This is a genomic window from Micromonospora pisi (assembly GCF_003633685.1).
In the GTDB taxonomy this organism is placed as follows: Bacteria; Actinomycetota; Actinomycetes; order Mycobacteriales; family Micromonosporaceae; genus Micromonospora_G; species Micromonospora_G pisi.
Map to the genome: position 1 here is coordinate 1,970,383 of NZ_RBKT01000001.1, position 23,235 is coordinate 1,993,617.

At 69.2% G+C, this 23,235-nt stretch carries 23 protein-coding genes; 8 read left to right on the forward strand and 15 right to left on the reverse strand.

Going from position 1 to position 23,235, the window contains the following annotated elements; genetic code table 11:
* Position 1: 1 nt before the first annotated feature.
* From BDK92_RS07660 to BDK92_RS07695, 8 genes are all read right to left on the reverse strand, one after another.
* Entirely contained in the window at positions 2 to 481 is a 480-nt protein-coding gene (locus BDK92_RS07660; RefSeq protein ID WP_170208521.1) for an NUDIX domain-containing protein, read from the reverse strand.
* Between the two features lie 139 nt (positions 482 to 620).
* A complete protein-coding gene (locus BDK92_RS07665; protein WP_121155911.1) occupies positions 621 to 1,367 on the reverse strand; it encodes a cytidylate kinase-like family protein in 747 nt (248 codons plus the stop codon).
* Positions 1,348 to 2,295, reverse strand: a complete 948-nt coding sequence (locus BDK92_RS07670; RefSeq protein ID WP_121155913.1) for a radical SAM protein — start codon at positions 2,293 to 2,295, stop codon at positions 1,348 to 1,350. Before BDK92_RS07670 ends, BDK92_RS07665 begins: the two co-directional genes overlap by 20 nt.
* Positions 2,285 to 3,319 (reverse strand): hypothetical protein, encoded by a 1,035-nt coding sequence (locus BDK92_RS07675; protein ID WP_121155915.1) that lies wholly within the window; start codon positions 3,317 to 3,319, stop codon positions 2,285 to 2,287. The genes BDK92_RS07670 and BDK92_RS07675 overlap by 11 nt, the downstream gene beginning before the upstream one ends.
* Positions 3,320 to 3,486: 167 nt before the next feature.
* Complete coding sequence (locus BDK92_RS07680; protein ID WP_121155917.1) at positions 3,487 to 4,620, reverse strand: glycosyltransferase family 4 protein; 1,134 nt, start codon at positions 4,618 to 4,620, stop codon at positions 3,487 to 3,489.
* Positions 4,617 to 5,876 (reverse strand): M48 family metalloprotease, encoded by a 1,260-nt coding sequence (locus tag BDK92_RS07685; RefSeq protein ID WP_121155919.1) that lies wholly within the window; start codon positions 5,874 to 5,876, stop codon positions 4,617 to 4,619. The genes BDK92_RS07680 and BDK92_RS07685 overlap by 4 nt, the downstream gene beginning before the upstream one ends.
* Before the next feature lie 163 nt (positions 5,877 to 6,039).
* Positions 6,040 to 6,273 carry a hypothetical protein gene (locus BDK92_RS07690; RefSeq protein ID WP_121155921.1) on the reverse strand — a complete coding sequence of 78 codons (234 nt, stop codon included), beginning with the start codon at positions 6,271 to 6,273 and terminating at the stop codon, positions 6,040 to 6,042.
* A 156-nt stretch (positions 6,274 to 6,429) separates the two neighbouring features.
* The gene (locus tag BDK92_RS07695; protein WP_121155923.1) at positions 6,430 to 7,830 is read right to left on the reverse strand and encodes an NYN domain-containing protein; all 1,401 of its coding nucleotides are present in this window, start codon (positions 7,828 to 7,830) and stop codon (positions 6,430 to 6,432) included.
* Positions 7,831 to 7,956: 126 nt separating this feature from the next.
* Here BDK92_RS07695 and BDK92_RS07700 point away from each other — a divergent pair, with 126 nt between their 5' ends.
* The 5 genes from BDK92_RS07700 (at position 7,957) to BDK92_RS07720 (ending at position 13,493) form a co-directional block, all read left to right on the forward strand.
* Complete coding sequence (locus BDK92_RS07700) at positions 7,957 to 9,771, forward strand: DEDD exonuclease domain-containing protein (RefSeq protein WP_121155925.1); 1,815 nt, start codon at positions 7,957 to 7,959, stop codon at positions 9,769 to 9,771.
* Positions 9,772 to 9,900: 129 nt separating this feature from the next.
* Positions 9,901 to 11,691: a RelA/SpoT family protein gene (locus BDK92_RS07705; RefSeq protein WP_121155927.1), complete on the forward strand. Its 1,791-nt coding sequence runs from the start codon at positions 9,901 to 9,903 to the stop codon at positions 11,689 to 11,691.
* A gap of 53 nt (positions 11,692 to 11,744) precedes the next feature.
* The gene (locus tag BDK92_RS07710) at positions 11,745 to 12,317 is read left to right on the forward strand and encodes an NUDIX domain-containing protein (RefSeq protein ID WP_121155929.1); all 573 of its coding nucleotides are present in this window, start codon (positions 11,745 to 11,747) and stop codon (positions 12,315 to 12,317) included.
* The gene (locus tag BDK92_RS07715; RefSeq protein WP_121155931.1) at positions 12,314 to 13,177 is read left to right on the forward strand and encodes a sugar phosphate nucleotidyltransferase; all 864 of its coding nucleotides are present in this window, start codon (positions 12,314 to 12,316) and stop codon (positions 13,175 to 13,177) included. The genes BDK92_RS07710 and BDK92_RS07715 overlap by 4 nt, the downstream gene beginning before the upstream one ends.
* A 28-nt stretch (positions 13,178 to 13,205) precedes the next feature.
* Positions 13,206 to 13,493 carry an Lrp/AsnC family transcriptional regulator gene (locus BDK92_RS07720; RefSeq protein ID WP_121155933.1) on the forward strand — a complete coding sequence of 96 codons (288 nt, stop codon included), beginning with the start codon at positions 13,206 to 13,208 and terminating at the stop codon, positions 13,491 to 13,493.
* 85 nt (positions 13,494 to 13,578) lie between these two features.
* Here the strand turns inward: BDK92_RS07720 and BDK92_RS07725 are convergent, their stop codons facing one another.
* From BDK92_RS07725 to ctaE, 5 genes are all read right to left on the reverse strand, one after another.
* A complete protein-coding gene (locus BDK92_RS07725; protein WP_121155935.1) occupies positions 13,579 to 14,262 on the reverse strand; it encodes a DUF4142 domain-containing protein in 684 nt (227 codons plus the stop codon).
* 274 nt (positions 14,263 to 14,536) lie between these two features.
* Positions 14,537 to 16,162 (reverse strand): cytochrome bc1 complex cytochrome b subunit, encoded by a 1,626-nt coding sequence (gene qcrB, locus BDK92_RS07730; RefSeq protein WP_121155937.1) that lies wholly within the window; start codon positions 16,160 to 16,162, stop codon positions 14,537 to 14,539.
* The gene (gene qcrA, locus BDK92_RS07735; protein WP_246016881.1) at positions 16,159 to 17,244 is read right to left on the reverse strand and encodes a cytochrome bc1 complex Rieske iron-sulfur subunit; all 1,086 of its coding nucleotides are present in this window, start codon (positions 17,242 to 17,244) and stop codon (positions 16,159 to 16,161) included. The genes qcrB and qcrA overlap by 4 nt, the downstream gene beginning before the upstream one ends.
* Entirely contained in the window at positions 17,241 to 18,047 is an 807-nt protein-coding gene (gene qcrC / locus BDK92_RS07740; protein ID WP_246017491.1) for a cytochrome bc1 complex diheme cytochrome c subunit, read from the reverse strand. The genes qcrA and qcrC overlap by 4 nt, the downstream gene beginning before the upstream one ends.
* Before the next feature lie 151 nt (positions 18,048 to 18,198).
* Complete coding sequence (gene ctaE, locus BDK92_RS07745) at positions 18,199 to 18,798, reverse strand: aa3-type cytochrome oxidase subunit III (protein ID WP_121155941.1); 600 nt, start codon at positions 18,796 to 18,798, stop codon at positions 18,199 to 18,201.
* A gap of 109 nt (positions 18,799 to 18,907) precedes the next feature.
* Here ctaE and BDK92_RS07750 point away from each other — a divergent pair, with 109 nt between their 5' ends.
* From BDK92_RS07750 to trpD, 3 genes are all read left to right on the forward strand, one after another.
* Positions 18,908 to 19,876, forward strand: coding sequence for a cytochrome c oxidase assembly protein (locus tag BDK92_RS07750; RefSeq protein WP_121155943.1), 969 nt, complete (start codon positions 18,908 to 18,910; stop codon positions 19,874 to 19,876).
* Between the two features lie 171 nt (positions 19,877 to 20,047).
* Positions 20,048 to 20,458: a response regulator gene (locus BDK92_RS07755; protein WP_121155945.1), complete on the forward strand. Its 411-nt coding sequence runs from the start codon at positions 20,048 to 20,050 to the stop codon at positions 20,456 to 20,458.
* A gap of 107 nt (positions 20,459 to 20,565) precedes the next feature.
* The gene (gene trpD / locus BDK92_RS07760; protein ID WP_121155947.1) at positions 20,566 to 21,630 is read left to right on the forward strand and encodes an anthranilate phosphoribosyltransferase; all 1,065 of its coding nucleotides are present in this window, start codon (positions 20,566 to 20,568) and stop codon (positions 21,628 to 21,630) included.
* 225 nt (positions 21,631 to 21,855) lie between these two features.
* On the opposite strand, the gene BDK92_RS07765 is transcribed toward trpD, so the two are convergent.
* Positions 21,856 to 22,281 (reverse strand): cytochrome c oxidase subunit 4, encoded by a 426-nt coding sequence (locus tag BDK92_RS07765; protein WP_121155949.1) that lies wholly within the window; start codon positions 22,279 to 22,281, stop codon positions 21,856 to 21,858.
* An 8-nt stretch (positions 22,282 to 22,289) separates the two neighbouring features.
* The gene (ctaC, locus tag BDK92_RS07770; protein WP_121155951.1) at positions 22,290 to 23,234 is read right to left on the reverse strand and encodes an aa3-type cytochrome oxidase subunit II; all 945 of its coding nucleotides are present in this window, start codon (positions 23,232 to 23,234) and stop codon (positions 22,290 to 22,292) included.
* Position 23,235: the final 1 nt, after the last annotated feature.

The following is a 23,235-nucleotide window of genomic DNA, read 5'->3' on the forward strand; positions in this document are numbered from 1 at the left end:
GCTACCGCCGAGACTCGGCGTTCTCGTCTGACCGGCACCGATCGGGGGTCAGTAGACCCGCCCCGCTCTTCGACCCGGTGCCGGAGAGGTAACGCTCCAGGGTCTTTCGATAGCCGGGTGACAGGTCATAGTCGAGCACCTCGGCCGGACGTACCCACAGGGCCTCGGCGATCTCGGTCGCATCGAGACGCAGTTGGGATGAATCCGTGGTGAAGGAATAGTCGAAGTAGACAAAGTGGACAGGGTGCGCGAGGTTCTCACTGTCGATCAACTCACCCCAGTCGACCAGACCCTCGTACTTCAGGGCGAGTCCCGTCTCCTCTTCACCCTCACGCTGGGCACCAACCGGCAGGCTCTCCCCCAAGCGGAGATGCCCGCCGGGCAGTGTCCATACGTCGCCCCACTTGGGTTGGCGGATCAGCAGGATGGCACCGTCCGGATTCCGGATGAGAGCCGAAACGATGATCTCAATCCCACCCACACTCGACCTCATAACTCACGGCGGACGATTATGATGTTCGTTGATCAGACGATCTCATTCAACGCGCCCGGAAGACGACGCCTCGACCAGAATTACCAGCGACCATGGACACGGCGCGGGAACGACGGCCGCACGGAAACTAGAGGTGGCGGGAAGGCACTATACACCGGGAAGCGCTTGTCAAATCGCCTGCCCACAGATCAGCATAGGTGGCACCCAGACCGACAAGGCAGGCACCTAACGCAGGATCCGGATCATCCAAGATCTTCTGAAGTGGATCAAAACAACCGGACATGGCGGCCTGCGCGCACGCGACGACCACTTTGTGGAACCGGCTTATTCCGAGGTCGGCGCTGGAACGACTCGGCTCGGCTATCAGATGCGAGTTGTCGAGGACGAAGTCGAACGGGGACCGGTCCGAGTAGAGGTCGAACCCGTAACGGCCGAGAAATCGGCGACGGGAGAGGTCGTCCTTCTCGTCGATGAGGCGTACACACTCGACCTGACTCATCGACCTCTCCGCCGGACTGGACACCGCACATTTCCATGCGCGCGACAACCGGTCCGACCCTATCCAGATCCTGATGGCCTCACCTGAGCTGTACCAGGGCAGCGCCCACGCGTCGACGACCAGGTCGTCGTGTCGCAACATCGACTCCCGAAGTATGTTGTCGACCCGGTCATCCGCGTCTCCCCCGTCGCGCAGGGACTCAATCTCCGCCATACGGTGGAACCACACCCCGACCGACGAACCCTGCCCACCGTCCAGCTCCTGAAGCAGGAGATCGGTTATGTGCAGACGGTCATATCGAAGCTCGTCGGCGAGCAGGGCGGTATGTGTCGTCTTGCCGGCGGCGGTGAGACCGCTAATTATTATCCGTGCCATGGAGGTCCATCCAGCCCTCGTAGCGAGCGGCATGACGAGGCGCGTCGAACAGAATCCGAGACGAAACATCAACCAGGTGATCGGAGAGGAAATCACCAACCGTCGGCAGCCGTCCGTCCGGCGGATCCTCCAGCCGGGAAAGCGCCCGCCCCTGCGGGTCGACGAGCAGATACAGACCCACCTTGCCGCGGTCCGTCAAGACTGACAGCTTCGTGTCGAGCGGGCCGAGCTCGGCCCGGACCTCCGCACAAATCCGGAAGAAGTCGACCGTGGACAACTCGTACTGGTCACGGTTGTCGAAACCGGCCTCGATGGCGCTGAACTGCTGCAAACTCCACCGCACAAGAGCGGTGCGGGTGGCGAGCAGGGGGGCCAACGCCACCGCTTCCGCGCCGTTGGCGCGTGAGACGACCGTACGTACGACGTACGGCTGTCCGGCCGAGTCCAGGAAATCCATCAGCTTGAACACCCGACCGAAGTTGCCCCGGCGCTGCCGGAACCCGTCATGGGTGTCGGGGCTGGCCCCGTCGATCGACAGGCCGACAAGGTCCGCGAGCAGCAGTGCGTCCCGTACGGTGGGCGGTTGGTGCTGCGCGTTCGTCAGGACCTCGACCGCCATGCCGAGCCGTTGCGCGTGCTGGACCAACTGTCCCAGGTCGGATCTCAGACTCGGGTCGCCCCCGGTGAAGGTCATGTGCCTGATACCCGCGTACGACAGGCAGTCGAGTAAGCGCACGGCGTCCGAGGTGCCCAACGCTCCGGCCCTGCTCCGGAAGCAGAAGGGGCAGTCGAGATTGCAGAGATCCCAACAGTCCCAGTTGACGCGGATGACCCCTGCCCGCGCCAACGAGCCACGGCACCCGGACGTGTCCGCGGCATGAGGGCCACATGCCCAGCAGGCTCCGATGGCCGGTTCGTCATGGCTCACCCTTCAACCTCCTCCACAACAGCCTGAATCGCGCGCGATTCTCGTCGGCCGCGGCCAGCAGGGATGTCGCGGCAACGCCGGTGAGCAGTTCACGCCAGGCGGACGGCGCGAGGAGTGCCGCCGCCGTGACAGTGGCCATGGCCGTTGCCGTCCATCTCCAGGCGACCACCGCTCGGCGTACCAGGAGGGTTCGGCGGGTGGGAGTCGCCCGGTCCCAGGCCGCGTCGAAGTTCGCGTCGAAGAGCCGGATCAGGTTGCCCCCGCGCTCGTTGACCATGAGCATCTCGCCCATCAGCGATCGTTCGGCCAGCGGTTCGTGTACGTCCAGACGAAGAATTCGACCATCGATCGACACCGAACTGCCGCACTCGATGTCCTGCGCCGTTACGGCTATCCGAACCTCGGTGTTCGGCCAGTCGCTCGTGGCGGTCTTCCATGATTCGATCGCCCGTCGGGCACGTTGTTCATGCGAGGCGCCACGCAGTTCTTTCATCACCTTCGGCGAACCGAGCAGCACCCGAATTTCCACCCCGGCCGACGACCGGTCGCGAAGGTCCTGTAGCCCTTCGATACCGGCAAGCGACTCGAAGAAAGTAATACGAATGATCCGATGTGCACTGCACACGGCGTCATGAAAGGTATCGAGGACGTTTCGGTCCGTCATATGACCGAGTGATTCGAACCGGAGGACGGGCATTCGCCCGAGCGACTCGAGCGCGGTCGCGGAGGCGAGGAGATTCAGGGCCTTGAGCTGCCCGACGTAGTCGGTCGAGGTGGTGATGAGGACGTTACCGACATAGGGGGTGAGCGTCAGCAGCTGGCGCGCCAACAGGTCGTCGATGGCAACATTCACCGACGCCGTACTTTCCAGCCCGATGTGGCCGGACAGCACATCTACCAGCTTTCGCCGCTCTCGGGCGTACCGGTGCATGACCATGGCCGTGAGAATCCTCGCCTGTACCGGCGTGAACCCTTCGGTCTCCAGAGCAGAGATGGCCGCCCGTTCCATGCCCGTCCAGACCATCAAACTCCCCAGTCGAGTGATCAGCCCGTACAGGATAGGTGATGTTCACGGCAACGACGAGCAGCATTCTGCTGGCGACCAATCTAACATTTGAGACATAAACCCACGCCGATCCTGCCGATCCTCAACCCGGTCGGTTGAGCTAACCACTCGACCGGCACGCGCCCTTAGCTGTCCGCCGGACTAAGCAACTTCCGCATCCGATCGGCCTGAATTTCCCAACGCCACTCCCGTTCCACCCACGCCCGCCCGGCACCACCCAGGCGCCGTGCGTGTTCCGGATCTTCGAGCAGGGCGGCAATCCGGTCGGCGACCTGACGAAGGTCCTCGCCGTCGACCAGGTAACCCGTCTCGCCGTCGCGTACCGCATCCGGTGCGCCACCGGAATCTCCCACGACAACAGGCAGGCCGGTGGCGGAGGCTTCGAGATAGACCATGCCCAGACCCTCCACGTCCAAGCCGGCATTACGGGTCCTACAGGGCATCGCGAACACGTCCCCCGCCGCGAAATGCGCCGGGACCTCCGACCATTCCAAGCCCCCGCTGAACAGCACATCCCGGGTCAGGTCGTGCTCGCGTACCAGCTTCTCCAGCGTGCGGCGGTACGGTCCGCTGCCGACGACGAGCAGTGCCGCGTCCGGCACCCGACGCTGGATCAACGGCCACGCCCGGATCAACGTGTCCTGTCCCTTACGCGGCACCAGGCGGGAGACACAGACGACCACCGGGCGGTCGGTGAGGCCGTAGCGGGCCCGCACCCCGGAACCGTCGACACCCGGGTGGTGCAGGTCGACGTCCACCCCGGGCGCCAGCCGGCGCAGCTCGGTGAGGTCACCCAGCACCCGGTCGAGCCGGACCCGGGTGTACTCGCCGAGGTACGTCGTCACGTCCTGCCCCCGGCCGATCCGCCGGAGCAGGGTACGGGCGCCGGGCAGTGCCGCCCAGCCGATCTCGTGCCCGTGGGTGAGGGCGACCGACCGACCGATGCCGGCGCGACGCCGCAGGCCGGCGGCGAGCAGGCCGAGCGGGGCGGCGGCCCCGAACCAGAGCGTGTCGCAGCCGTACTCGCGGACCAGGTGGGCCGCCCGGCGGGCGATCGCGGGAGTGGGCAGCAGCATGCCGGTCGGTTCGCGGACCACCTCGAACGGCTGCTCGGCGTCGAACTTCTCCGCCCCGGGCGAGGTCGAGGCGTAGACCACGATCGAACCGGCCGGCTGCCGTACGGCCAGGTTGTGCACGAACGACTGGATGCCACCGGCCCGGGGCGGGAAGTCGTTCGTGATCACCAGGGCGCGGCTCACCGCCCCTCCCCCCGGCCGTACGCACGCGCCGCGGCCATCCGCTCCACCGTGGACGGGTGCGAGGCGGAGTAGAGGTACTCCCAGCGGGGCGGGTCGGGATCGGCGAGGTTCACCGTGGCGAGCCGGCGCTGCATCGCCTCGAAGTTCGTCGGGTCCCCGGTCAGGGCGAGCGCGTGCGCGTCGGCCCGCGCCTCCACCCGTCGGGAGAGGAGCGCCTGGGCGGGGGTGCTGACCAGGCCGGCCACCGCGACGACGGCGAACACCAGCGCGAAGGCGCGGGGCTGCCCGATCGACTCCACCCCGGCCGCCCGCAGCAGCCCGCCCCACGAACCGAGCAGGTAGAGCACGGTCACCGCCGCGGCCGCGCCGAGCGCGCCGGTGAGGGTCCCGGCGAGCACGTCACGGTCCTTGGCGTGCCCCAGTTCGTGTGCCACGACGCTGGTGACCTCGGCCGGGGACGCCTCGCGCAGCAGCGTGTCGTAGACGACGATGCGCCGGGTCGGGCCGAACCCGGAGACGTACGCGTTGACCGCCCGGGTGCGGCGGGAGGCGTCGGCGACGAGCACGTCCCGTACCGGCACCCGGTCCCGGTCGGCCAACGCCGTCAGCTCCGTACGCAGCGGCCCCGGCTCCATCGGAGTGAACCGGTTGAAGACCGGCTCGACGAGCACCGGCAGGACGAACGACAGGAGCACCACGAGTACGGCGGCACCGGCGGCGCCGAACGCCCACCACCAGCGCGGGGCGAACCGGGTCACGGTGTAGAAACCGAGCAGTGCGACGGCGCCGATCACGGCGCTCACCGCGTACGACTTGAGCAGGTCGACGGTCCAGCCGCCCCAGCTCTGGGTGGAGAGGCCGTAGCGGTCGACGACGGCGTGCCGCCAGGCCGTGAAGGGAAGCGTGACCAGGTCGGCGACCAGCACCACAGCCAGCCCGCCGAGCACCGCCTGGGCGATCCAGTGGTCCCCGAAGGGGCGGCTGACCAGGCCGATCAAGCGGCTGCCGAGCGGCGTCAGGCCGAGCAGCAGCGCGGCCAGCAGACCGATGGCGAGCGCGCCGTACGAGCCGGGGCGCAACGCGGCGTGGAAGGCGCGGCTGCGGGCCACTTCGGTCGGCGCCAGCTCGCGTAGCGCGTCCAACTGGTCGGCCCGGGGCGCGGGCGGGCGACTCCAGGGCACCAGCAGGGCAACGCTGGCGATCAGCAGGACCACCAGCCCGACGAGCGTCACGACCGCCCACCCTCGAGGCGTCATCCGTGTCGCTCCTCCCGTTGCCCGTGTGCGCCGGCCCATCCTAAGCGTCCGCTCGCGCACCGGGACCTGGACGGCTCAGCGGTCGCACCGCAACAGCCCGGTCACTCGCCCCGGAACCGGTCACGCCGGAGGCGGTCAGGCCACCCGGTCACGCCGGAGGCGGTCAGGCGACCCGGGGGCGCCGGGTGCGGCGGGGTCGGGCCAACGGCAGCGGCGCGGCGGCCGGACCGGACGACAGCACCGACACCTCGAAACCGGCACGGCTGAACACCTCTATCGCCCGGTGCTCGTCCGCGGTCAGCCCCGCCTCGACCTCCGGCCGGTCGATCAGGGCACTGACCAGGCACCCGTCACAGGCAGGACCCCGGACGGTGCAACTGTCGCAGTCGATGAGCATCGCTCCTCCTCGGCGGTACGACCGGAGCCGTGTCGCGCTCCAGCCACCCTCAGTTACATCGACGCTAAGTGAGGGGTATGACAAATCAGCCGAGCGCGTTAAGAAGGGGCCCTTGTTCGACCAAAAGCGATAACAAGGGGCCCTTCCTAATCCCGGTTAGGAGCGGGAGAGGCGACGTAGGAGGGAGTCGGCGCCGAGGGGGTAGGCGCCGTGGCGGCGTACGCCGTCGGCGACCTCGCGGTCGGAGGAGACCACGACCACCGGCCGGCCGACCGGTTCGGCCCGGACCAGTCGGCGGATCAGCTCGTCGGCCGTCTCTCCCTTACGGGAGAAGAGGACCCGAACGCCGCGCGGCGCGGGTGGCAGCCCGTGCATCCGTTCGGCGCCGTCGAAGACGACGGTGACCTCGGCACCGGTCTGCGCGGCCAGCCCGCCGAGGCCGGTGATCAGCCGCTTGCGCTGCTGCTCCAGCGACATCTCGCCGAAGCCCCGCTTGGTCACGTTGTAGCCGTCCGCGACGAGGTGTACCCGGGGCATGGCGAGCAGTTCGTCGAGCCGGGCCGGGTCGTCGGTGTCCAGCGCGCGGGCGGAGGTTGCCGCCGCCGGGCGCTCGGCGAAGGCGTCCGCCACGTAGTCGGCGGGCATCCGTTCGGCCGGGTCGAGCGCCAGTTCCCGGCGCAGCCCGACGGCAGCCTGACCGATCGTCTCCAGCAACAGCCAGAGCCGGGCGTCGTCGACCGAGCGGGCCTCCTTGGCGGTCTGCCGGGTGGCACCGGCGACCGCTTCGGCCTCGGCGAGCCGGGCCCGGATCCGGCGCAGCTCGGCGTCGTGGTCGGCGTTGAGCCGCGCGGCGCGGCCCTTTTCGGTGGCGAGCATCTCGGTGGCTTTGCGCTCACGGGCCTGCGTCTCGCGCAGTGACCGGGCCAGCACCCGGGCTTCCTCGCGTAGCTGGCCGAGCTCCTCGCGTACCCGGGCCACCTCGTCGCGGAGCTTGTCCGCCTCGACCCGGGCGACGGCGCGGTCGTGTTCGGCGCGGCTGGCCCGCTGCTCGGCTTCCCGGACCAGTTCGGCGACGAGCGCGCTGTCCGCCTCGGCGCGGACCGCGACTCCGGCGGTCTCGACCAGGTCGCGCCAGCCGCGCGGGCGGACCAGGTACGCGAGCGCGGCGACCTCGACCGGGTCGGCTGCGGCCGGTGCGGTTCCGGCGATCACGGCCGCGCCCAGGTCACCGGCGTCGGCCAGCACCCGCTTGGTGATCCGTTGCCGGAACAGCGGGTCGTTGGCGAGCTGGGCGGCGATCATCGGTGCGCCGAGCCGGGCCCGCCGGTTGGGTGCGAACTTCGCCACCCTGCGCAGCGGTACCGGCAGTTCCTCGGTGGGCAGGCCGGGCAGGGCCACGGCGCTCAGCGCCACGATCCGCTGCCGGACCGGCTCGGGCAGTACGGGCTCCGGTTCGAGATCCAGGTTCTCGCCCCCGCCACCATCCCCGTCGACGGCCGGCACGGCCGGCTCCCCCGGTTCGGGGAGGCGGTCGTCGGTCGGTTCGGTAAGGGGCATGGAGCAAGTCTCCCACCGCCGGCGGTCCGGGCGCCCGATGACTCAGATGATCTCTTTTGGCAGATCGGGTGTGACCCACGGTACGAGTGGTGTCTGAGTGTCGCACCCAGGCCCTAACCTGCCCGAATGGCACAACCCGATTCCCCGGTGCGGCCCGCCCGGCCGCCGCTGCCCCGCAGCGGTTCGGACCCGGTGCGGCCCGGCTACCTCCAGGGCACCCTGGACGGGCTGCTCACCGGCGACCAGGCCCCGGACGAGTTGCCCCTGTTCCAGACGACGTTCGTGGTGGTGGACCTGGAGACCACCGGTGGTGCCCCGGACGGTGGCGGCATCACCGAGATCGGCGCCGTCAAGGTGCGCGGTGGCGAGGAGTTGGGCACGCTCGCCACGCTGGTCAACCCTGATCAGCCGATCCCGCCGTTCATCACCGTCCTGACCGGGATCACCCAGGCGATGCTGCTGCCGGCGCCGCGGATCGCCGAGGTGCTGCCGAGTTTCCTGGAGTTCATCCGGGGCGCGGTCCTGGTCGCCCACAACGCGCCGTACGACGTCGGTTTCCTCAAGGCCGCCTGTGCCCAGCTCGGCCAGCCGTGGCCGAATCCACGGGTGTTGGACACCGCCGCGCTGGCCCGCCGGGTGCTCACCCGGGACGAGGTGCCCAACCGCAAGCTCGGCACCCTGGCCGCATACTTCCGCACCTCCCGCCAGCCGAGTCACCGGGCGCTGGACGACGCCCAGGCCACGGTCGACGTGCTGCACGGGTTGATCGCCCGGCTGGGCGGGCACGGGGTGCAGACCGTCGGCGAGGCGATCGAGTTCGCCCGCGCGGTCACCCCCACCCAGCGGCGTAAGCGTTACCTCGCCGACGGGCTGCCCAAGGCGCCCGGGGTGTACATCTTCCGGGCCGCCGACGACCGGCCGCTCTATGTCGGTACCTCCGGTGACATCGCCACCCGGGTGCGCAGCTACTTCACCGCGGCGGAGAAGCGGGCCCGGATGTCGGAGATGCTGGCCGCCGCCGAGCGGGTCGAGGCGATCGAGTGCGCGCACGCGCTGGAGGCCGAGGTACGCGAGCTGCGGCTGATCGCGGCGCACGCGCCGCCGTACAACCGGCGGTCGAAGTTTCCGGAACGGAAGGTGTGGCTCAAGCTGACCTCGGAGCCGTACCCCCGGTTGTCGGTGGTCCGGCAGCTCGCCCCGGACGACGACGCCTATCTGGGGCCGTTCACCTCCAGGCGGGGCGCCGAGCTGGCGGCGGCGGGCATCCACGACGCGGTCCCGCTGCGCCAGTGCACACACAAGCTCTCCACGAAGACGGTCACGCCGGCGTGCGCCCTGGCCGAGCTGGGCAGGTGCGCGGCGCCGTGTGAGCACCGGATCTCCCCGGCGGAGTACGAGCGGACGGCGACCATTCCGCTGCGGGTGGCGACGATGGAGGATCCGCAGGTGGTGGTCGACGCCCTGCTGGCCCGGATCGAGGTCCTCGCCGCCGAGCACCGTTACGAGGAGGCGGCGACGGTGCGCGGCCGGCTCACCGCGGTGCTCCGGGCCACCCTGCGGATGCAGCGGCTGGCCGGGCTGACCCGGATCGCCGAGCTGGCGGCGGCCCGCCGGACCGAGGCCGGGGGCTGGGAGCTGGTGGTGGTCCGGCACGGGCGGCTGGCGGGCGCGGCCACGGCGGCACCGGGGGTGCATCCCCGACCGGTGCTCGACCTGGTTCGCGCGACGGCCGAGACGGTCCTGCCCGGACACGGTCCGGTGCCGAGCGCCTCGGCCGAGGAGAGTGAGCGGATACTGGCCTGGTTGGAGCGACCGGAGACCCGGCTGGTCGAGGTTTCCGCCGGTTGGGCCTCGCCGGTACGCGGCGCGGCCCGGTTCCGGGACCTGCTCGCGAAGGCGGAGTCGGCGTCCTCGGCCCAAGTCTCGACCGAACGCCTATGAGCAACTGACCGATCGGACTACGTCAACCCAACTAGGCTGTTAAGGAAGTGCAGTCCTGCCCGTTTCGACGGGCTGCTCCCGTACGACCGGACGAGGCCGTACGGCAGCTTGGTGAGGAGGTGTCTCCGCGTGGACGTCGACGCCGGACGCGGCGCCGCTCTCGGAGGCGCCCCGACGACCCGATCGGGCGAGTTGCCGCTGACCAGACGGCTGCGGTCACTGCTCTCCTGGTCCCCCGCCGAGGACGACCCGGTGACCGAGTTGGCCCGCAGCCACCGGGGCATCCACCCGAGCGCCGACACCGCCGTGCTGCGCCGGGGTTACACCATCGCGGAGAACATGCACCGGGGGCAGTTCCGCAAGAGCGGCGAGCCGTACATCACCCATCCCCTTGCGGTGGCGCAGATCTGCGCGGACCTGGGCATGGACACCACCACCCTGGTCGCGGCACTGCTGCACGACACGGTGGAAGACACCCGCTACACGCTCCAGGCGCTGACCGACGACTTCGGACCCGAGGTGGCGCACCTGGTCGACGGGGTGACCAAGTTCGACAAGGCGTTCTACGGCAAGGCCGCCGAGGCGGAGACGATCCGCAAGATGATCATCGCGGCCGGCAAGGACGTCCGGGTGCTGATCATCAAGCTGGCCGACCGGCTGCACAACATGCGTACGCTCGGGGTCCGCTCCCCCGCCTCCCGGGCCCGGATCGCCCGCGCCACGCTGGAGGTGCTGGTCCCGCTCTGTGACCGGCTCGGCATCCAGACACTCAAGCGCGAACTCGACGACGTGGTGCTGATGCACCTCGAACCGGAGCAGTACGCCCGGATCGAGGAACACGTGGCGAACCGTCCACGATGGTCGAGCTACCTGCAGGACGTGGTCGGCCGGGCGAAGGTGGTGCTGCGCCGCAACCGCGTGCTCAGCGTGGTCGAGGCCCGCCCCCGGCACTACTACTCGATCTGGAAGGACACCGTCGCCGGGGAGCACTCCGTCCCCTTCGACCTGCCCCGGATCGCGATCGTGGTGGACGGCCCGGACACCGACTGTTACGCCGCCCTGGGGGCGATCCACGGTGAGTGGCGCCCGGTCGCCGGCCGGTTCAAGGACTTCATCGCCTCGCCCAAGAACAACCTCTACCGCTCGCTGCACACCACTGTGATCGGACCGGAGGAACGTACGGTCGAGGTGCTGATCCGGACCAAGGCCATGCACCAGTCCGCCGAGTACGGCATCGCCGCCGAGTTCCGGTTCCCGCAGTCGGGCGGCGGCGGCTCCAACACCGACCAGTTGGACTGGCTGCGCCGGGTGCTGGACTGGGAGCAGGAGACCTCGGACTCGGCGCAGTTCCTCCGGTCGTTGCGCGGTGACCTCGCCGAGAGCCAGATCCAGGTCTTCGCCGAGGGGCGTCAGATCGTGCTCCCGGCCGGTTCCACCCCGGTCGACCTGGCGTACGAGCTGAGTATCCACAAGGGTGACCACTGTCTCGCCGCGAAGATCAACGGCCGGCTGGTGCCGCTCGCCTCCCCGCTCGACGAGGGCGACGTGGTCGAGATCTTCACCGAGGCGGACGGGCACGACGAGGTCGACGTGGCGACCGAGCCCGCGTCCGGGCCGCGCCGGGAGTGGCTGGAGTTCGTCAAGTCCCCGCACGCCCAGATGCAGATCAACCGGTTCTTCGCCGAGCACCAGGAGCCGGGCATCTCGATCGCGGACAAGGTACGCCTCGGCCGCGCGACGATCGGGCTGACCCTGCGCAAGCACGATCGTGGCCTCGCCAACGACCTGCCGTTGCGACGGCTCTCCGAGGAACTCGGCTACCCCGATCTGGAAACCATGCTGGTCGCGGTGGTCGACCGGACGATCGAGCCCGACACCGTGGTCAACCGGTTGATCGCCCTGGTCGACCAGCCCGAGTAGGTCATCGTGCCCCGGCGGGCGCGGAACATCCTGACGCCCTCTAGCCTGGTGGCGTGATCAGCCGTCGATCTACCCGGGCCCTTTTCTACCGCGCGTTCTACCGGTTGCCCCATCCGGTACGTCGCAAGCTGGTTCGGCTGGCCGTACCGAAGTACATCGTGGGCGCGGTGACGTTGACGTACGACGCGGAGGCACCGGCACCGGGTCGCCTGCTGCTGCTGCGCCAACCGCCGGGCCGGGCCTGGAGCCTGCCCGCCGGGCTGCTCCAGCGTGGCGAGGAACCGATCGTCGGCGCCGCCCGTGAGCTGTACGAGGAGTCCGGTGTCCGGCTGGCTCCGGAGCAGCTCACCCCGGCGACGCCGAACGCGGTGGTGCACCTGAAGGGCTGGGTCGACTGTGTCTTCGAGGCACGGGTGCCGGCCAGCAGCACACCGCTGGTGGTCGACGGTGGCGAGGTCTACGAGGCCGCCTGGCATCCGCTCGACGACCTGCCCCAGCTGACCACCTCCACCGCGCGGTTGCTCGGCCGCTACGGCATCGGCCCGTTGGCCGCAGCAGACCCGGCCGGCACCGGCACCACCCCCGAACCCGATCCCGCCCCCGAATCCGGCGCCGGTACGGCGTGAGCGGCGTACCGGGCGGGATCTGCGCCATCATCCTCGCCGCCGGCGAGGGCACCCGGCTGCGCCCGCTCACCGAGCGGGTGCCGAAGGCGCTCTGCCCGGTCGGCAACGTACCGCTGCTGGAACGGGCACTGGACCGGGTCGCCGGGCTCGGCTTCAGCGGCCCGGAACGGGTCGCGGTGAACGCCTGCTACCTGGGCGAGCAGGTGGTCCGGCAGGTCGGCGACCGGGCGCACCTCTCGGTCGAGCCCGGTCCACCGCTCGGCACCGCCGGTGGGGTGGCGAATCTGCGGGACTGGATCGACGGGCGCGGTGTGCTCGTCGGCAACGCGGACGCCTACCTCGCCGACCCGCAGGCACCGCCCGGTCCGGACATCGCCGCGTTGCTCGCCGACTGGGACGGCCGGACGGTACGCCTGCTCGGGCAGCCGATCACCGACCCGGACGAACCGTACGGCTTCGCCGGTCACCGGTTCGCCGGGTTCTCGTTGCTGCCCTGGAGCTGGCTGCGGGATCTGCCGGTGGAGCCGACCGAGTTGGTCCGGGCGGTGTGGCGGCCGGCCGAGGCGGCCGGTGAGCTGACCGTGGTGCCGTTCCCCGGCACGTACCTGGACACCGGCACCCCCGCCGACTACCTTGCCGCGAACCTGCACGCCGCCGGTGGCGGGAACCTGGTCGATCCGACCGCGACGGTTTCGGGGCGGTGTACGCGGGCGGTGGTCGGTGCGGGCGCCGAGGTGCGCGGGACCGTGCGCGACTCGGTGGTCTGGCCGGGCGCGGTGGTGGCGGCGGACGAACGGCTGACGGGTGCGATCCGGGTCGGCCACGAACTGACCGTGACCGTCGGTGACCCTCTAGCATGAGCGGCAGGCCCACGAAAGGAGCCCCACGGTGATCACCGCAATCGTCCTCATCGACTGCGCGACCGACTCGATTCCCGAGGTCGCCGAGGCGCTCGCCGCCCAGCCCGGAGTCAGTGAGGTCTACTCGGTCGCCGGGAACGTCGACCTGATCGCGGTGGTGCGGGTGCGCGAGTTCGACGAGATCGCCGAGGTGATCGCGGGCCGGATCTCGAAGGTGCCGGGTGTGATGAACACCGAGTCGCACATCGCCTTCCGGGCCTACTCGCAGCATGACCTGGAGGAGGCGTTCGCGATCGGCCTGGCCGACGCGGACTGACCTGACCGTCACCCGTACGGCGTGCCGCCCGCCAACCTGACGGCTGGCGGGCGGCGTGGTCCGCTCCGGTCGGTTCAGCTGTTGGTCAGCTGATGCCGGGGTTGGGCGAGAGCGTGCTCCCCGGACCGGGTTGGCTGCCGGTGCCGCTCGGGCTCGGTGATCCCGAGGAACGTCCCGGGCTGGGTGCACTCGGGTTCGGGGTCGGTCCGACCGACGGGTTCGCCGGCACCGGAACGCCCAGCTTCCGGGCCAGTTGCAGCAGTTCGTCGAAGTGCATCTGCAGCTTCGGCAGGGCGGTCTGGGCCACCTTCTTCACGGCCGGGTCCGAGCCCTGGGCCAGCTCGGTCTGGGTCGCCTGGATGTTCTTCAGGTGCGCGGTCAGCTCCGCCGAGATCCACTGGGTGTCGAACGCGGCACCGCTGGTCCCCTGCAACTGACTGATCACCGCCTGCTGGTCCGGAGTCGGCGAGTCCGGCAGGGTCACCCCGGCGGACGAAGCGGTGCTCTGCACCTGCTTATCCAACTGGGCGTGGTCCATGACGAATTGTGACCCCAGGTCCTGCACCTGTTTGTTCGTACCGTTCTGGCGGGCCAGGTTGCCGCTGGCGATCTCCGCCAGGTTGGCCTGGTGGAGCGCCTGCAGGTACTGCGAATCCTGCTGGGACGGCGCAGCTGCGGCATGTGCGGCGGTAGCGGGCGCGAGACCCACCAGCGCCAGACCGAGCATCGCCAGCCCGGCGCCTATCCCCAAGCGTTTGACAGCCAACATGTGCTTCCCCCCTCGCATCGTTGGACAGCAGGGGCTTACCCCATTGCGGGTCTCACACGCGGCCAATCCCGCCATTCCCCAGCACCGCCGGGTCGATCATGAAGTTGGCGCGGTCGACGGCCTCGAAAATTGCCCCAATTTCATGATCGACGCACCCGGACGACCCGGGAGGGACAGGTGGATCAGGGAGGACGGGGGGCAGAAAGGGGCGGAAAGGGGCGTGGCGCCCACCGGAGAACCGGTGGGCGCCACGTTCGAGGCGGTGGGGCGACGGTTAGTGGTTGCCGCCCCGGCTGCTGATCTCCTCGCGGTCCGGCCGCGGCTCGACCGGCGGGTGGCCGGGCGAGACCGGAGCTTCGACCGGCTTCTCGATCGGGTAGAAGAAGCCCTTGACCGCCGGGCCGAGTGCGCCCAGCCGGTTCATCTTCTTCGGCACCACCCAGCCGACGTACTCGAGCTCGCCGTGGCCGTGCTCGTCGGTGTCGGCCAGCGGCTGGTGCACCTCGATGAAGCGACCGTCCGGCAGCCGCCGGATGATGCCGGTCTCGACACCGTGCGCCAGCACCTCACGGTCGTGCTGCTGGAGACCCAGGCAGAGCCGGTAGGTGACGTAGTACGCCAGCGGCGGAACGATGATCAGCCCGATCCGGCCGGCCCAGGTCATCGCGTTCAGGCTGATGAAGAACTTGTCCGCGATGACGTCGTTCGCCCCGGAGAGGGTCAGCACCAGGTAGAACGAGACCGCCATGGCACCGAGGGCGGTACGGCTGGGGTTGTCCCGGGGACGCTCGAGCAGGTTGTGGATCTTGTTGTCCTTGTTCAACCGCGCTTCGATGAACGGGTAGAAGATCGGCAACATGGTGAGGATGCCCGGCAGGACCACCGTCGGCCAGAACAGCGGCGGGATGACGTACCCGTTGCCGATCGGGATGTTGATCTGCCACGAGGGCATCAGCCGGGTCGACCCGTCGAGGAACATGACGTACCAGTCGGGCTGGCTGGCCGAGGAGACCACCCACGCCTCGTACGGGCCGAAGAGCCAGATCGGGTTGATCTGGAACAGACCGCCGAGCAGCGCGATCACGCCGAAGACGATCATGAAGAAGCCGCCCTGCTTCAGCGCGTAGCGGGGGAACATCCGCTCCCCGACCACGTTGCTGTTGGTCCGGCCGGGGCCGGGCCACTGGGTGTGCTTCTGCTTGAAGACCAGACCCAGGTGGGCACTGATCAGCGCCAGCAGCAGACCCGGGATCAGCAGCACGTGGGCGATGTAGAACCGGCTGACGATGATCTCGCCGGGGAACTCGCCACCGAAGATCGACGAGGTGAGCCAGGACCCGATCACCGGGATGGAGAGCATGATCGCCGAGGCGATCCGCAGGCCGGTGCCGGAGAGGCCGTCGTCCGGGATGGAGTAGCCGCTGAACCCGGCCAGGAAGCCGATCCAGAAGAGCAGCGTACCGATGATCCAGTTCAGCTCACGCGGCTTGCGGAACGCGCCGGTGAAGAAGATCCGCATCATGTGCACCACGATGGACGCCATGAACATCAGGGCGGCCCAGTGGTGCATCTGCCGCATGATCAGACCGCCACGGACATCGAACGAGATGTCCAGGGTCGACTTGTACGCGGCCGACATGTGCGCCCCCCGCAACGGCGCGTAGCTGCCGTTGTAGGTGACCTCCGTCATCGCGGGCTCGAAGAAGAAGGTGAGGAAGACACCGGTCAGCAGGAGCACGATGAACGAGAAGAGCGCGATCTCGCCCAGCAGGAACGACCAGTGGTCCGGGAAGACCTTGTTCAGCAGCGCCCGCAACGGGGTGGCTACTTGCAGCCGGTCATCGACCTCGCCGGCCGCCTTGCCCGGCACCGCTGCTACGTCGAATTTCCGGCGCTTCATGGCCGCTCCCAGAAGTCGGGCCCGACGGTCTCGGTGAAGTCGGACTTCGCCACGAAGAAGCCATCCGCGTCTACCTCGATCGGCAGCTGAGGCAGGCGACGGCTGGCGGGCCCGAAGACTGGCCGGGCGTTGTTGGTGATCAGGAACTGCGACTGGTGGCACGGGCAGAGCAGACGGTTCGTCTGCTGCTCGTACAGGCTCGCCGGGCAGCCGGCGTGGGTGCAGATCTTCGAGAAGGCGATGTAGTTGCCCCACATGAAGTCGCCGTGTCCCGCGCCCTCGTTGGCGGTCCGGGCGGTGCGGGCATCGTCGTCACGCAGGTGGATCAGGAGCGTCGGGGAGTCGGCGTGCTTGTTGCTGACCCCGTCCTCGATGCCCGGGAAGACGGTGAGCTGACCGCCGGCGCTGATGTCCTCGGGACGCAACGGCGTGCCGTCCTCCCGGGTCAGCCGGATCAGCTTGCCGTCCTGCGGGGCCCACCCCGTGGTGAACATCTGGTTGTTCTTGTGCGGCTGCTTGATCAGACCACCGACCAGCGGCGCCGCCGCCACCACACCGACCGGCGCGAGGCCGACCAGGGCGGCGAAGCCGAGCAACGGCCGACGCTTGAAGCCGAGTTCCTCGGCCATGTAGACGATCGTGCTACCGGCGATCTTCCGGTCGGTCTCGCTGGACCCGCCGTCGTGCCGGCCCTGGATCGACACCTCCTTCGGCAGCAGCTTCTTGCCCCAGGCGAGGATGCCGAAGCCGATGCCGAGCAGGGCCACGCCCAGGGTCAGACCGAGCAGCGGGGTGAAGAGCTTGTCGTCACCGCTGCCCGACTCGTACCGCCACGGCCAGGCGATGTAGATCACCAGGAACGCGAGCGAGGCCAGGCCGGTGAGGAGGAAGAACAGCGAGACCGTACGGGTGAGCCGACGCTCCGCCTTGGTGCCCAGGACCGGGAACGGCGGCTCGTAGTGGACGATCTCGATGCCGTCCCGCCGCGCCCCCTCGCGCATGATCTCGAAGTGCGACAACCGGGGGTCGGTCAGATCGAGCTCCTCCTGCTCGGCCCCGTGTGTCGACGTACGCTCGCTCACGACTTCCCCGCAATCCACAAACTGGTGAAGACCAGAGCCACGATGCCTACCAGGAAGATGGCCAGACCCTCGGTGGACGGACCGAACCGACCGAGGTTGAAGAAGCCGCCCGGGTCCTGCTCGTGCTTCAACGTCTCCTGAACGAACGCGATGATGTCGGCCTTCTGGTCCGGGCGGATCTGGTTGTCCCCGAAGACCGGCATGTTCTGCGGGCCGGTGAGCATCGCGGCGTAGATCTGCCGGTCGGTGGCCGGCTTGAGGTTCGGCGCGAACTTGCCCGAGGAGAGCGCGCCACCGCCGCCGCCGAAGCCGTGGCAGGCCGCGCAGTTGATCCGGTACAGCTCGCCGCCCTCGGCGACGTTGCCGCCGGCCCGCAGCTCGTGCTCCGGGATCTGCGGCCCGCCGCCGAGTTCCTGGACGTACGCGCCGAGCTGGGTGGTCTGGTCCTCGTTGAAGACCGGGGGCTTCCGCTCGGCCTGGGCCTCCTGGCGTCCCAGCGGCATCCGGCCGGAACCCACCTGGAACTCGACCGAGGCGGAACCGACGCCGATCAGGCTCGGCCCGCGGCCCTCGATGCCCTGGGCGTTACGGCCGTGGCAGGAGACGCAACTGACGTCGAATAGCGCCTTGCCCTCCTGTGCCGCACTGGACAGCTGCGGGGTGTCCTGCGCCTGCAGGCCCGGCGCGAACACGGTGTACGCACCGCCGGCCAGGATCAGGGCGGCTACCAGGCGCACCGCCGCGCCGAGCCGCCTGCGGCCCCGACTGCGCGGCGCGGACCTGCCGCTGCGCAATCGCGCGATGATGCCGCGTTGGCGATCGCCCCGGCTGGCCCGCGTACCGGGGCCGCCGGATCGCGCGCTGGGGTGTCAGAAGTCATGGCCTGTGTCCTTAACGGTTTCTCGACCTTTTCTCAGGGACGGGGCGGCGGCGCGCAAGGTGACGGCGCCATGATCACTGAAGCCAGTAGATCATGCCGTACAACGCGATCCACACGACGTCGACGAAGTGCCAGTAGTACGACACGACGATCGCCGAGGTGGCCTGAGCCGGAGTGAACCGACCCATGGTGGTACGCATCATGAAGATGATGAACGCGATCAGACCGCCGGTGACGTGTAGGCCGTGGAAGCCGGTGGTCAGATAGAACATCGACCCGTAGCCATCTTCGTTGATCTTGACGCCCTCGTGCACCAGGTTGCGGTACTCGTTGAGCTGACCAAGCACGAAGATCAGGCCCATCACGAAGGTGAGCGTGAACCAGCGCCGCAGCGCATGCACGTCACCCCGCTCCGCGGCGAAGACGCCGAGCTGGCAGGTGACCGAGGACAACACCAGGATCACCGTGAACGTCGTCGCGTAGGGAACCTTGAGCACCTCGGTGTGCTTCTCCCACTGATCCGGCGCAGCCGCGCGGATGGAGAAGTACATCGCGAAGAGCGCCGCGAAGAACATCAGTTCGCTGGAGAGCCACACGATCGTCCCGACGCTGACCATGTTTGGACGCGTCAGAGAGTGGATCCGGCTCTTGTCAATGGCTGGGGCCGCTGTCACGCGGTCATTATTGCCCCCGATCAGCACCCGCGATCCTCGGGGTGGCAAAACCGGCACGAGTTCCGGGGTAGCTAACCTCGCCAGGTTCGACTGGCCTAGCCTGAAAAACGTGCTGCGCGTCGATCCGATCCACACTCTCACCTCGTCCTTGACGCCGACCCTGGCGTCGGGCGAGGCCGCCAATCCGCCCCCGTTCACCGTCTCCACGATCTTCACCCAGACGAGGTTGGACGGCTGGATCGCAGTCGGCCTGGTCCTCGCCGCCGGGCTCTACCTGTACGGAGTCCACCGGTTACGGGTCCGGGGCGACCACTGGCCGGTCTCCCGGACGGTGCTTTTCATCGGCCCCGGACTGGGCTCGATCGCGGCGGTCACGGTGAGCGGACTGCACGCGTACGACACCACATTGCTCTCCGTACACATGATCCAACACATGGTGCTCTCGATGGTCGCGCCGATCTTCCTCGCGCTCGGCGCGCCGATCACCCTGGCGCTGCGTACGGTCACCGGCGCGCCCCGCCGCCGTCTGCTCGCGGTGCTGCACAGCCGGGTGGCCCGGGTCTTCTCGTTCCCGCTCTTCGCTTTCGGCCTGTTCGTGGTCAACCCGTTCGTGCTCTATTTCACGGGGCTCTACCGGATCACCCTGGAGCACCCGTTCGCGCACGAACTCATCCACGCCCACTTCATCCTGACCGGCTGCCTGTTCTTCTGGCCACTGGTCGGGCACGACCCGCTGCCCAACCGGTGGCCGTACCCGGCGCGGGCGCTGCTGATGCTGCTCTCGGTGCCGTTCCACACCGTGCTCGGGCTCACCGTGATGCAGAGCTCCACCCTGTTCGGTGGCGACTGGTACCCGTCGCTGGCGCTCGGCTGGGCCGACCCGTGGGCCGACCAGAAGGTCGCCGGTGGTGTGCTCTGGGCCGGTGGCGAGTTCGTCAGCGTGACAATGATCGCGGTTCTGGTGCTCCAGTGGGTCCGCCAGTCCGAACGGGAGGCCCGCCGGATCGACCGCGAACTCGACCGTCAGGAGGCACGCGAACGCGCCGCGGCGGCGAGTTCCGGCGGCACCGCCACCTGACCACGACCTCGGGTCCGGGGCCGCCGCGAGCGCGGCGCGCCCCCGCGCGTCACGCGGCGCGCCGGTCCCGCCATCCGGGCGCACCCACCCCCGGGTCACGGGGGGAGCCGGCCCGCCGCGCCGGGACCGGTACGATCAGCGGGCAGCTACGACGTGGGAGCCCTGGGACCGATGACCGAACGCCTTTACACCGTCCTGCTCTACAGCGACGACCCGCAGATTCGGGACCGGATGCGCCTCGCCGTGGGCACCCGTCCGGCCAGCGACCTCAAGGTCGAGTTCACCGACGCCTCCAGCTACGAGGAGTGCGTACGGCTGGTCGACGACTACGAGATCGACCTGATGCTGCTCGACGGTGAGGCCACCCCGGCCGGCGGCATCGGCATCGCCCGCCAGATCAAGGACGACCGTGAGGACGCGCCGCCGACCTGTGTGGTGATCGCCCGTGCGGCGGACCGCTGGCTGGCCGCGTACGCCCAGGTCGACGCGACTCTGGTGCACCCGCTCGACCCGGTGACCACCGGCCGGACCGTCGCCGACCTGCTGCGCGTACGCGCGAGCGGGGCGAGCGCCGCGGCCTGACGCCGGACCGGCGCCCGACCGGCCGCGCTCCGTGGCCCGGCTCGACCTGACGCACCGTGGACACCCTGGCACAGCCCGTATCCCAACCCCCGCTCGGGAGGCCCATCATGGGCGAACGGACCTGGTCAAACCTCCTCGCCGCGCTGCTCCGCGCCGAGGAACTGTCCACCGCCGACACGGCCTGGGCCATGGGCGAGATCATGTCCGGCTCGGCGACCACGGCTCAGATCGCCGGTTTCGCGATGGCGCTGCGCGCCAAGGGTGAGACCTCCGGCGAGCTGGCCGGGCTGGTCGAGGCGATGCTGGGCCGGGCGGTCCTGGTGGAGCTGCCCGACGAGGTACGCGCCAGCGCGGTCGACGTGGTCGGCACCGGCGGAGACCGGGCGCACACGGTGAACATCTCCACCATGACCGCGATGGTGGTCGCCGGCGCCGGGGTACGCGTGGTCAAGCACGGCAACCGGGCCGCCTCCTCCTCGTGTGGCGCCGCTGACCTGCTGGAGTTCCTCGGCATCCCGCTCGACCTCGGTCCGGCCGGGGTGGCGCACTGTGTCACGGCGGCCGGCATCGGCTTCTGCTTCGCGTCCCGGTTCCACCCGGGCATGCGACACGCCGCGGTTCCGCGTCGCGAGCTCGGCGTGCCGACCGCATTCAACTTCCTCGGCCCGCTCACCAATCCGGGCCGCCCTCGGGCCGCCGCTGTCGGTTGCTTCGACCCCCGGATGGCGCCGGTCATGGCCGGCGTGTTCGCCGCCCGTGGCGATTCGGTGCTGGTGATGCGGGGTGAGGACGGGCTGGACGAGTTCAGCACCGCCGCGCCGACCCGGGTCTGGATCGCCGACAGGGGTCGGGTGACCGAGTCGGTGCTCGACGCGGCCGACCTCGGGCTGCCCCGTTCCGCCCCGGGCGACCTGCGCGGCGGGGACGCCACCTTCAACGCCGACGCGGCCCGGCGGCTGCTCGCCGGTGAGGCCGGACCGGTCCGGGACGCGGTGCTGGTCAACTCGGCGGCGGCGCTGGCCGCCCAGTGGGGCCTGGACGGCGATCTGATGAAGACGATGGGCGAGGGCCTGCGGGTCGCGGCGGAGTCGATCGACTCCGGCGCCGCCGCCCGGACCCTGGACCGCTGGATCGAGGTCGCCACCGCGGCCAAGGCGGCCGAGGAGAGCTGAACTTCTCCCGCACGTCCTCGCGTACCAACATCGGCTGAAAACGCGGCTACCGGCCGCTGAGCCCATTTTTCGCCACGGCAGCGCGTCAGGACACGGCAGCGCGTCAGGACCAAAAGCCGTTGACCGGGGTCCGGGCGGTGGCTGACCTTGCGTCAGTCCATCGCTGCGGATCCCCGGTCGACGGCGATACGGCGAACATCCAGGGGCCAGTGTCGGCCCGCCGGCTCAGTGCTCGGCGGTGCGCCGGGTGCCGGTGTAGTACTCGAAGAGCAGGCCGCAGGCGGAGAAGATCACCGCGACCATGCCGACCAGGATCAGCCACCACTGCCAGAACACCAGGCCGAGGCCGGCGATGCTGGCCGCGACGGCGAGGCCGAACGGCCAGTAGCTGCCGGGGCTGAAGAAACCGATCTCGCCCGCGCCCTCGGCGATCTCCGCGTCCGGCCGGTCCTCGGGACGGAGCTCGATCCGGCGGGACACGAACCAGAAGAACCCGCCCAGCATCACCAGCAGCAGGGTGGACAGTGCCAGCGCGGTGCTGCCGATCCAGTCGACGTGGCCCAACTGGCCATCGGTCCAACCCGCGTAGACAAAGGTGGCGATGAACAGAAAGACCGCGATGATGCCGAAGAGGCGCCACTCAGACTTCATGCCCGTCCTCAGCTTCCCACGCCGGCGGCGCTGGTCTTGTTGAAGTTGTTCTCGTTACGCCGGGTCTGGAACGGCTCGGTCGTCGTGGCGAGCGGGTTCTCACCGATCGCGGTGAGCGCGTCCTGGGTCGACTGGCCGGCCTTCTTCGCCGCGAGGAACTGGTCGTACTCGGCCGGCGAGACCACCCGCAGCTCGAAGTTCATCATCGAGTGGTAGGTGCCGCAGAGTTCGGCGCAACGGCCCACGTACGCGCCCTCGGTGGTCAACCGGTCGACCTCGAAGACGTTGCGTACGTTGCCCGGGAAGACGTCCCGCTTGAACAGCAGCTCCGGCACCCAGAACGAGTGGATGACGTCCTTGCTGGTCTCCTCGAACCGGATGCTCCGGCCGGTCGGCAGCACCAGCACCGGAATCACCTCGGTGGTGCCGAGCGTGGAGGCGACGGTGTTGGCGTCCGGGCCGATAGCGTCGCGGTAGTTGAACTGCCAGTTCCACTTGAACGCGACGACCTCGACGGTCACGTCCGGGTTCTTCGAGGTCCGGTCGACATCGGTCTGCACGATCGCGGTGTAGTAGAAGAGCACCGCCACGATCAGCACCGGCGCGATGGTGTAAAGGAACTCCATCGGCATGTTGAACCGGGTCTGCACCGGCAGGGAGTCACCGCGCTTGCGGTAACGGATGATGCACCAGAAGATCAGGCCCCAGACGAAGACGCCGACCGCGAGTGCGGCGATCGTCGAGGCGATCCAGAGGTCGTACATCCGGTGCGACTGCGGAGTAATTCCGCCCTGCGGCCAACCGAAGCCGTGAAACGTCTTGCCGACGTCACAACCGGTGAGCAGGGTCAGCAGCGCCGCGCCACCGACACCGAGCCCGGCGAGCCGGACGGCATTACGCCGTTGGCTGCGCCTTCCGGCCGTGGGCCGTACATCTGAACCCCTTGCGACCACC

What these genes read in the sequence shown, in the direction of transcription:
- BDK92_RS07695 (WP_121155923.1), bottom strand. Translation starts at nt 7,830, where the DNA reads ATGCCCCTTACCGAACCGACCGACGACCGCCTCCCCGAACCGGGGGAG.
- BDK92_RS07755 (WP_121155945.1), top strand. Translation starts at nt 20,048, where the DNA reads ATGACCGAACGCCTTTACACCGTCCTGCTCTACAGCGACGACCCGCAG.
- BDK92_RS07700 (WP_121155925.1), top strand. Translation starts at nt 7,957, where the DNA reads ATGGCACAACCCGATTCCCCGGTGCGGCCCGCCCGGCCGCCGCTGCCC.
- BDK92_RS07685 (WP_121155919.1), bottom strand. Translation starts at nt 5,876, where the DNA reads ATGACGCCTCGAGGGTGGGCGGTCGTGACGCTCGTCGGGCTGGTGGTC.
- BDK92_RS07675 (WP_121155915.1), bottom strand. Translation starts at nt 3,319, where the DNA reads ATGGTCTGGACGGGCATGGAACGGGCGGCCATCTCTGCTCTGGAGACC.
- trpD (WP_121155947.1), top strand. Translation starts at nt 20,566, where the DNA reads ATGGGCGAACGGACCTGGTCAAACCTCCTCGCCGCGCTGCTCCGCGCC.
- BDK92_RS07765 (WP_121155949.1), bottom strand. Translation starts at nt 22,281, where the DNA reads ATGAAGTCTGAGTGGCGCCTCTTCGGCATCATCGCGGTCTTTCTGTTC.
- BDK92_RS07690 (WP_121155921.1), bottom strand. Translation starts at nt 6,273, where the DNA reads ATGCTCATCGACTGCGACAGTTGCACCGTCCGGGGTCCTGCCTGTGAC.
- BDK92_RS07725 (WP_121155935.1), bottom strand. Translation starts at nt 14,262, where the DNA reads ATGTTGGCTGTCAAACGCTTGGGGATAGGCGCCGGGCTGGCGATGCTC.
- BDK92_RS07665 (WP_121155911.1), bottom strand. Translation starts at nt 1,367, where the DNA reads ATGGCACGGATAATAATTAGCGGTCTCACCGCCGCCGGCAAGACGACA.
- qcrB (WP_121155937.1), bottom strand. Translation starts at nt 16,162, where the DNA reads ATGAAGCGCCGGAAATTCGACGTAGCAGCGGTGCCGGGCAAGGCGGCC.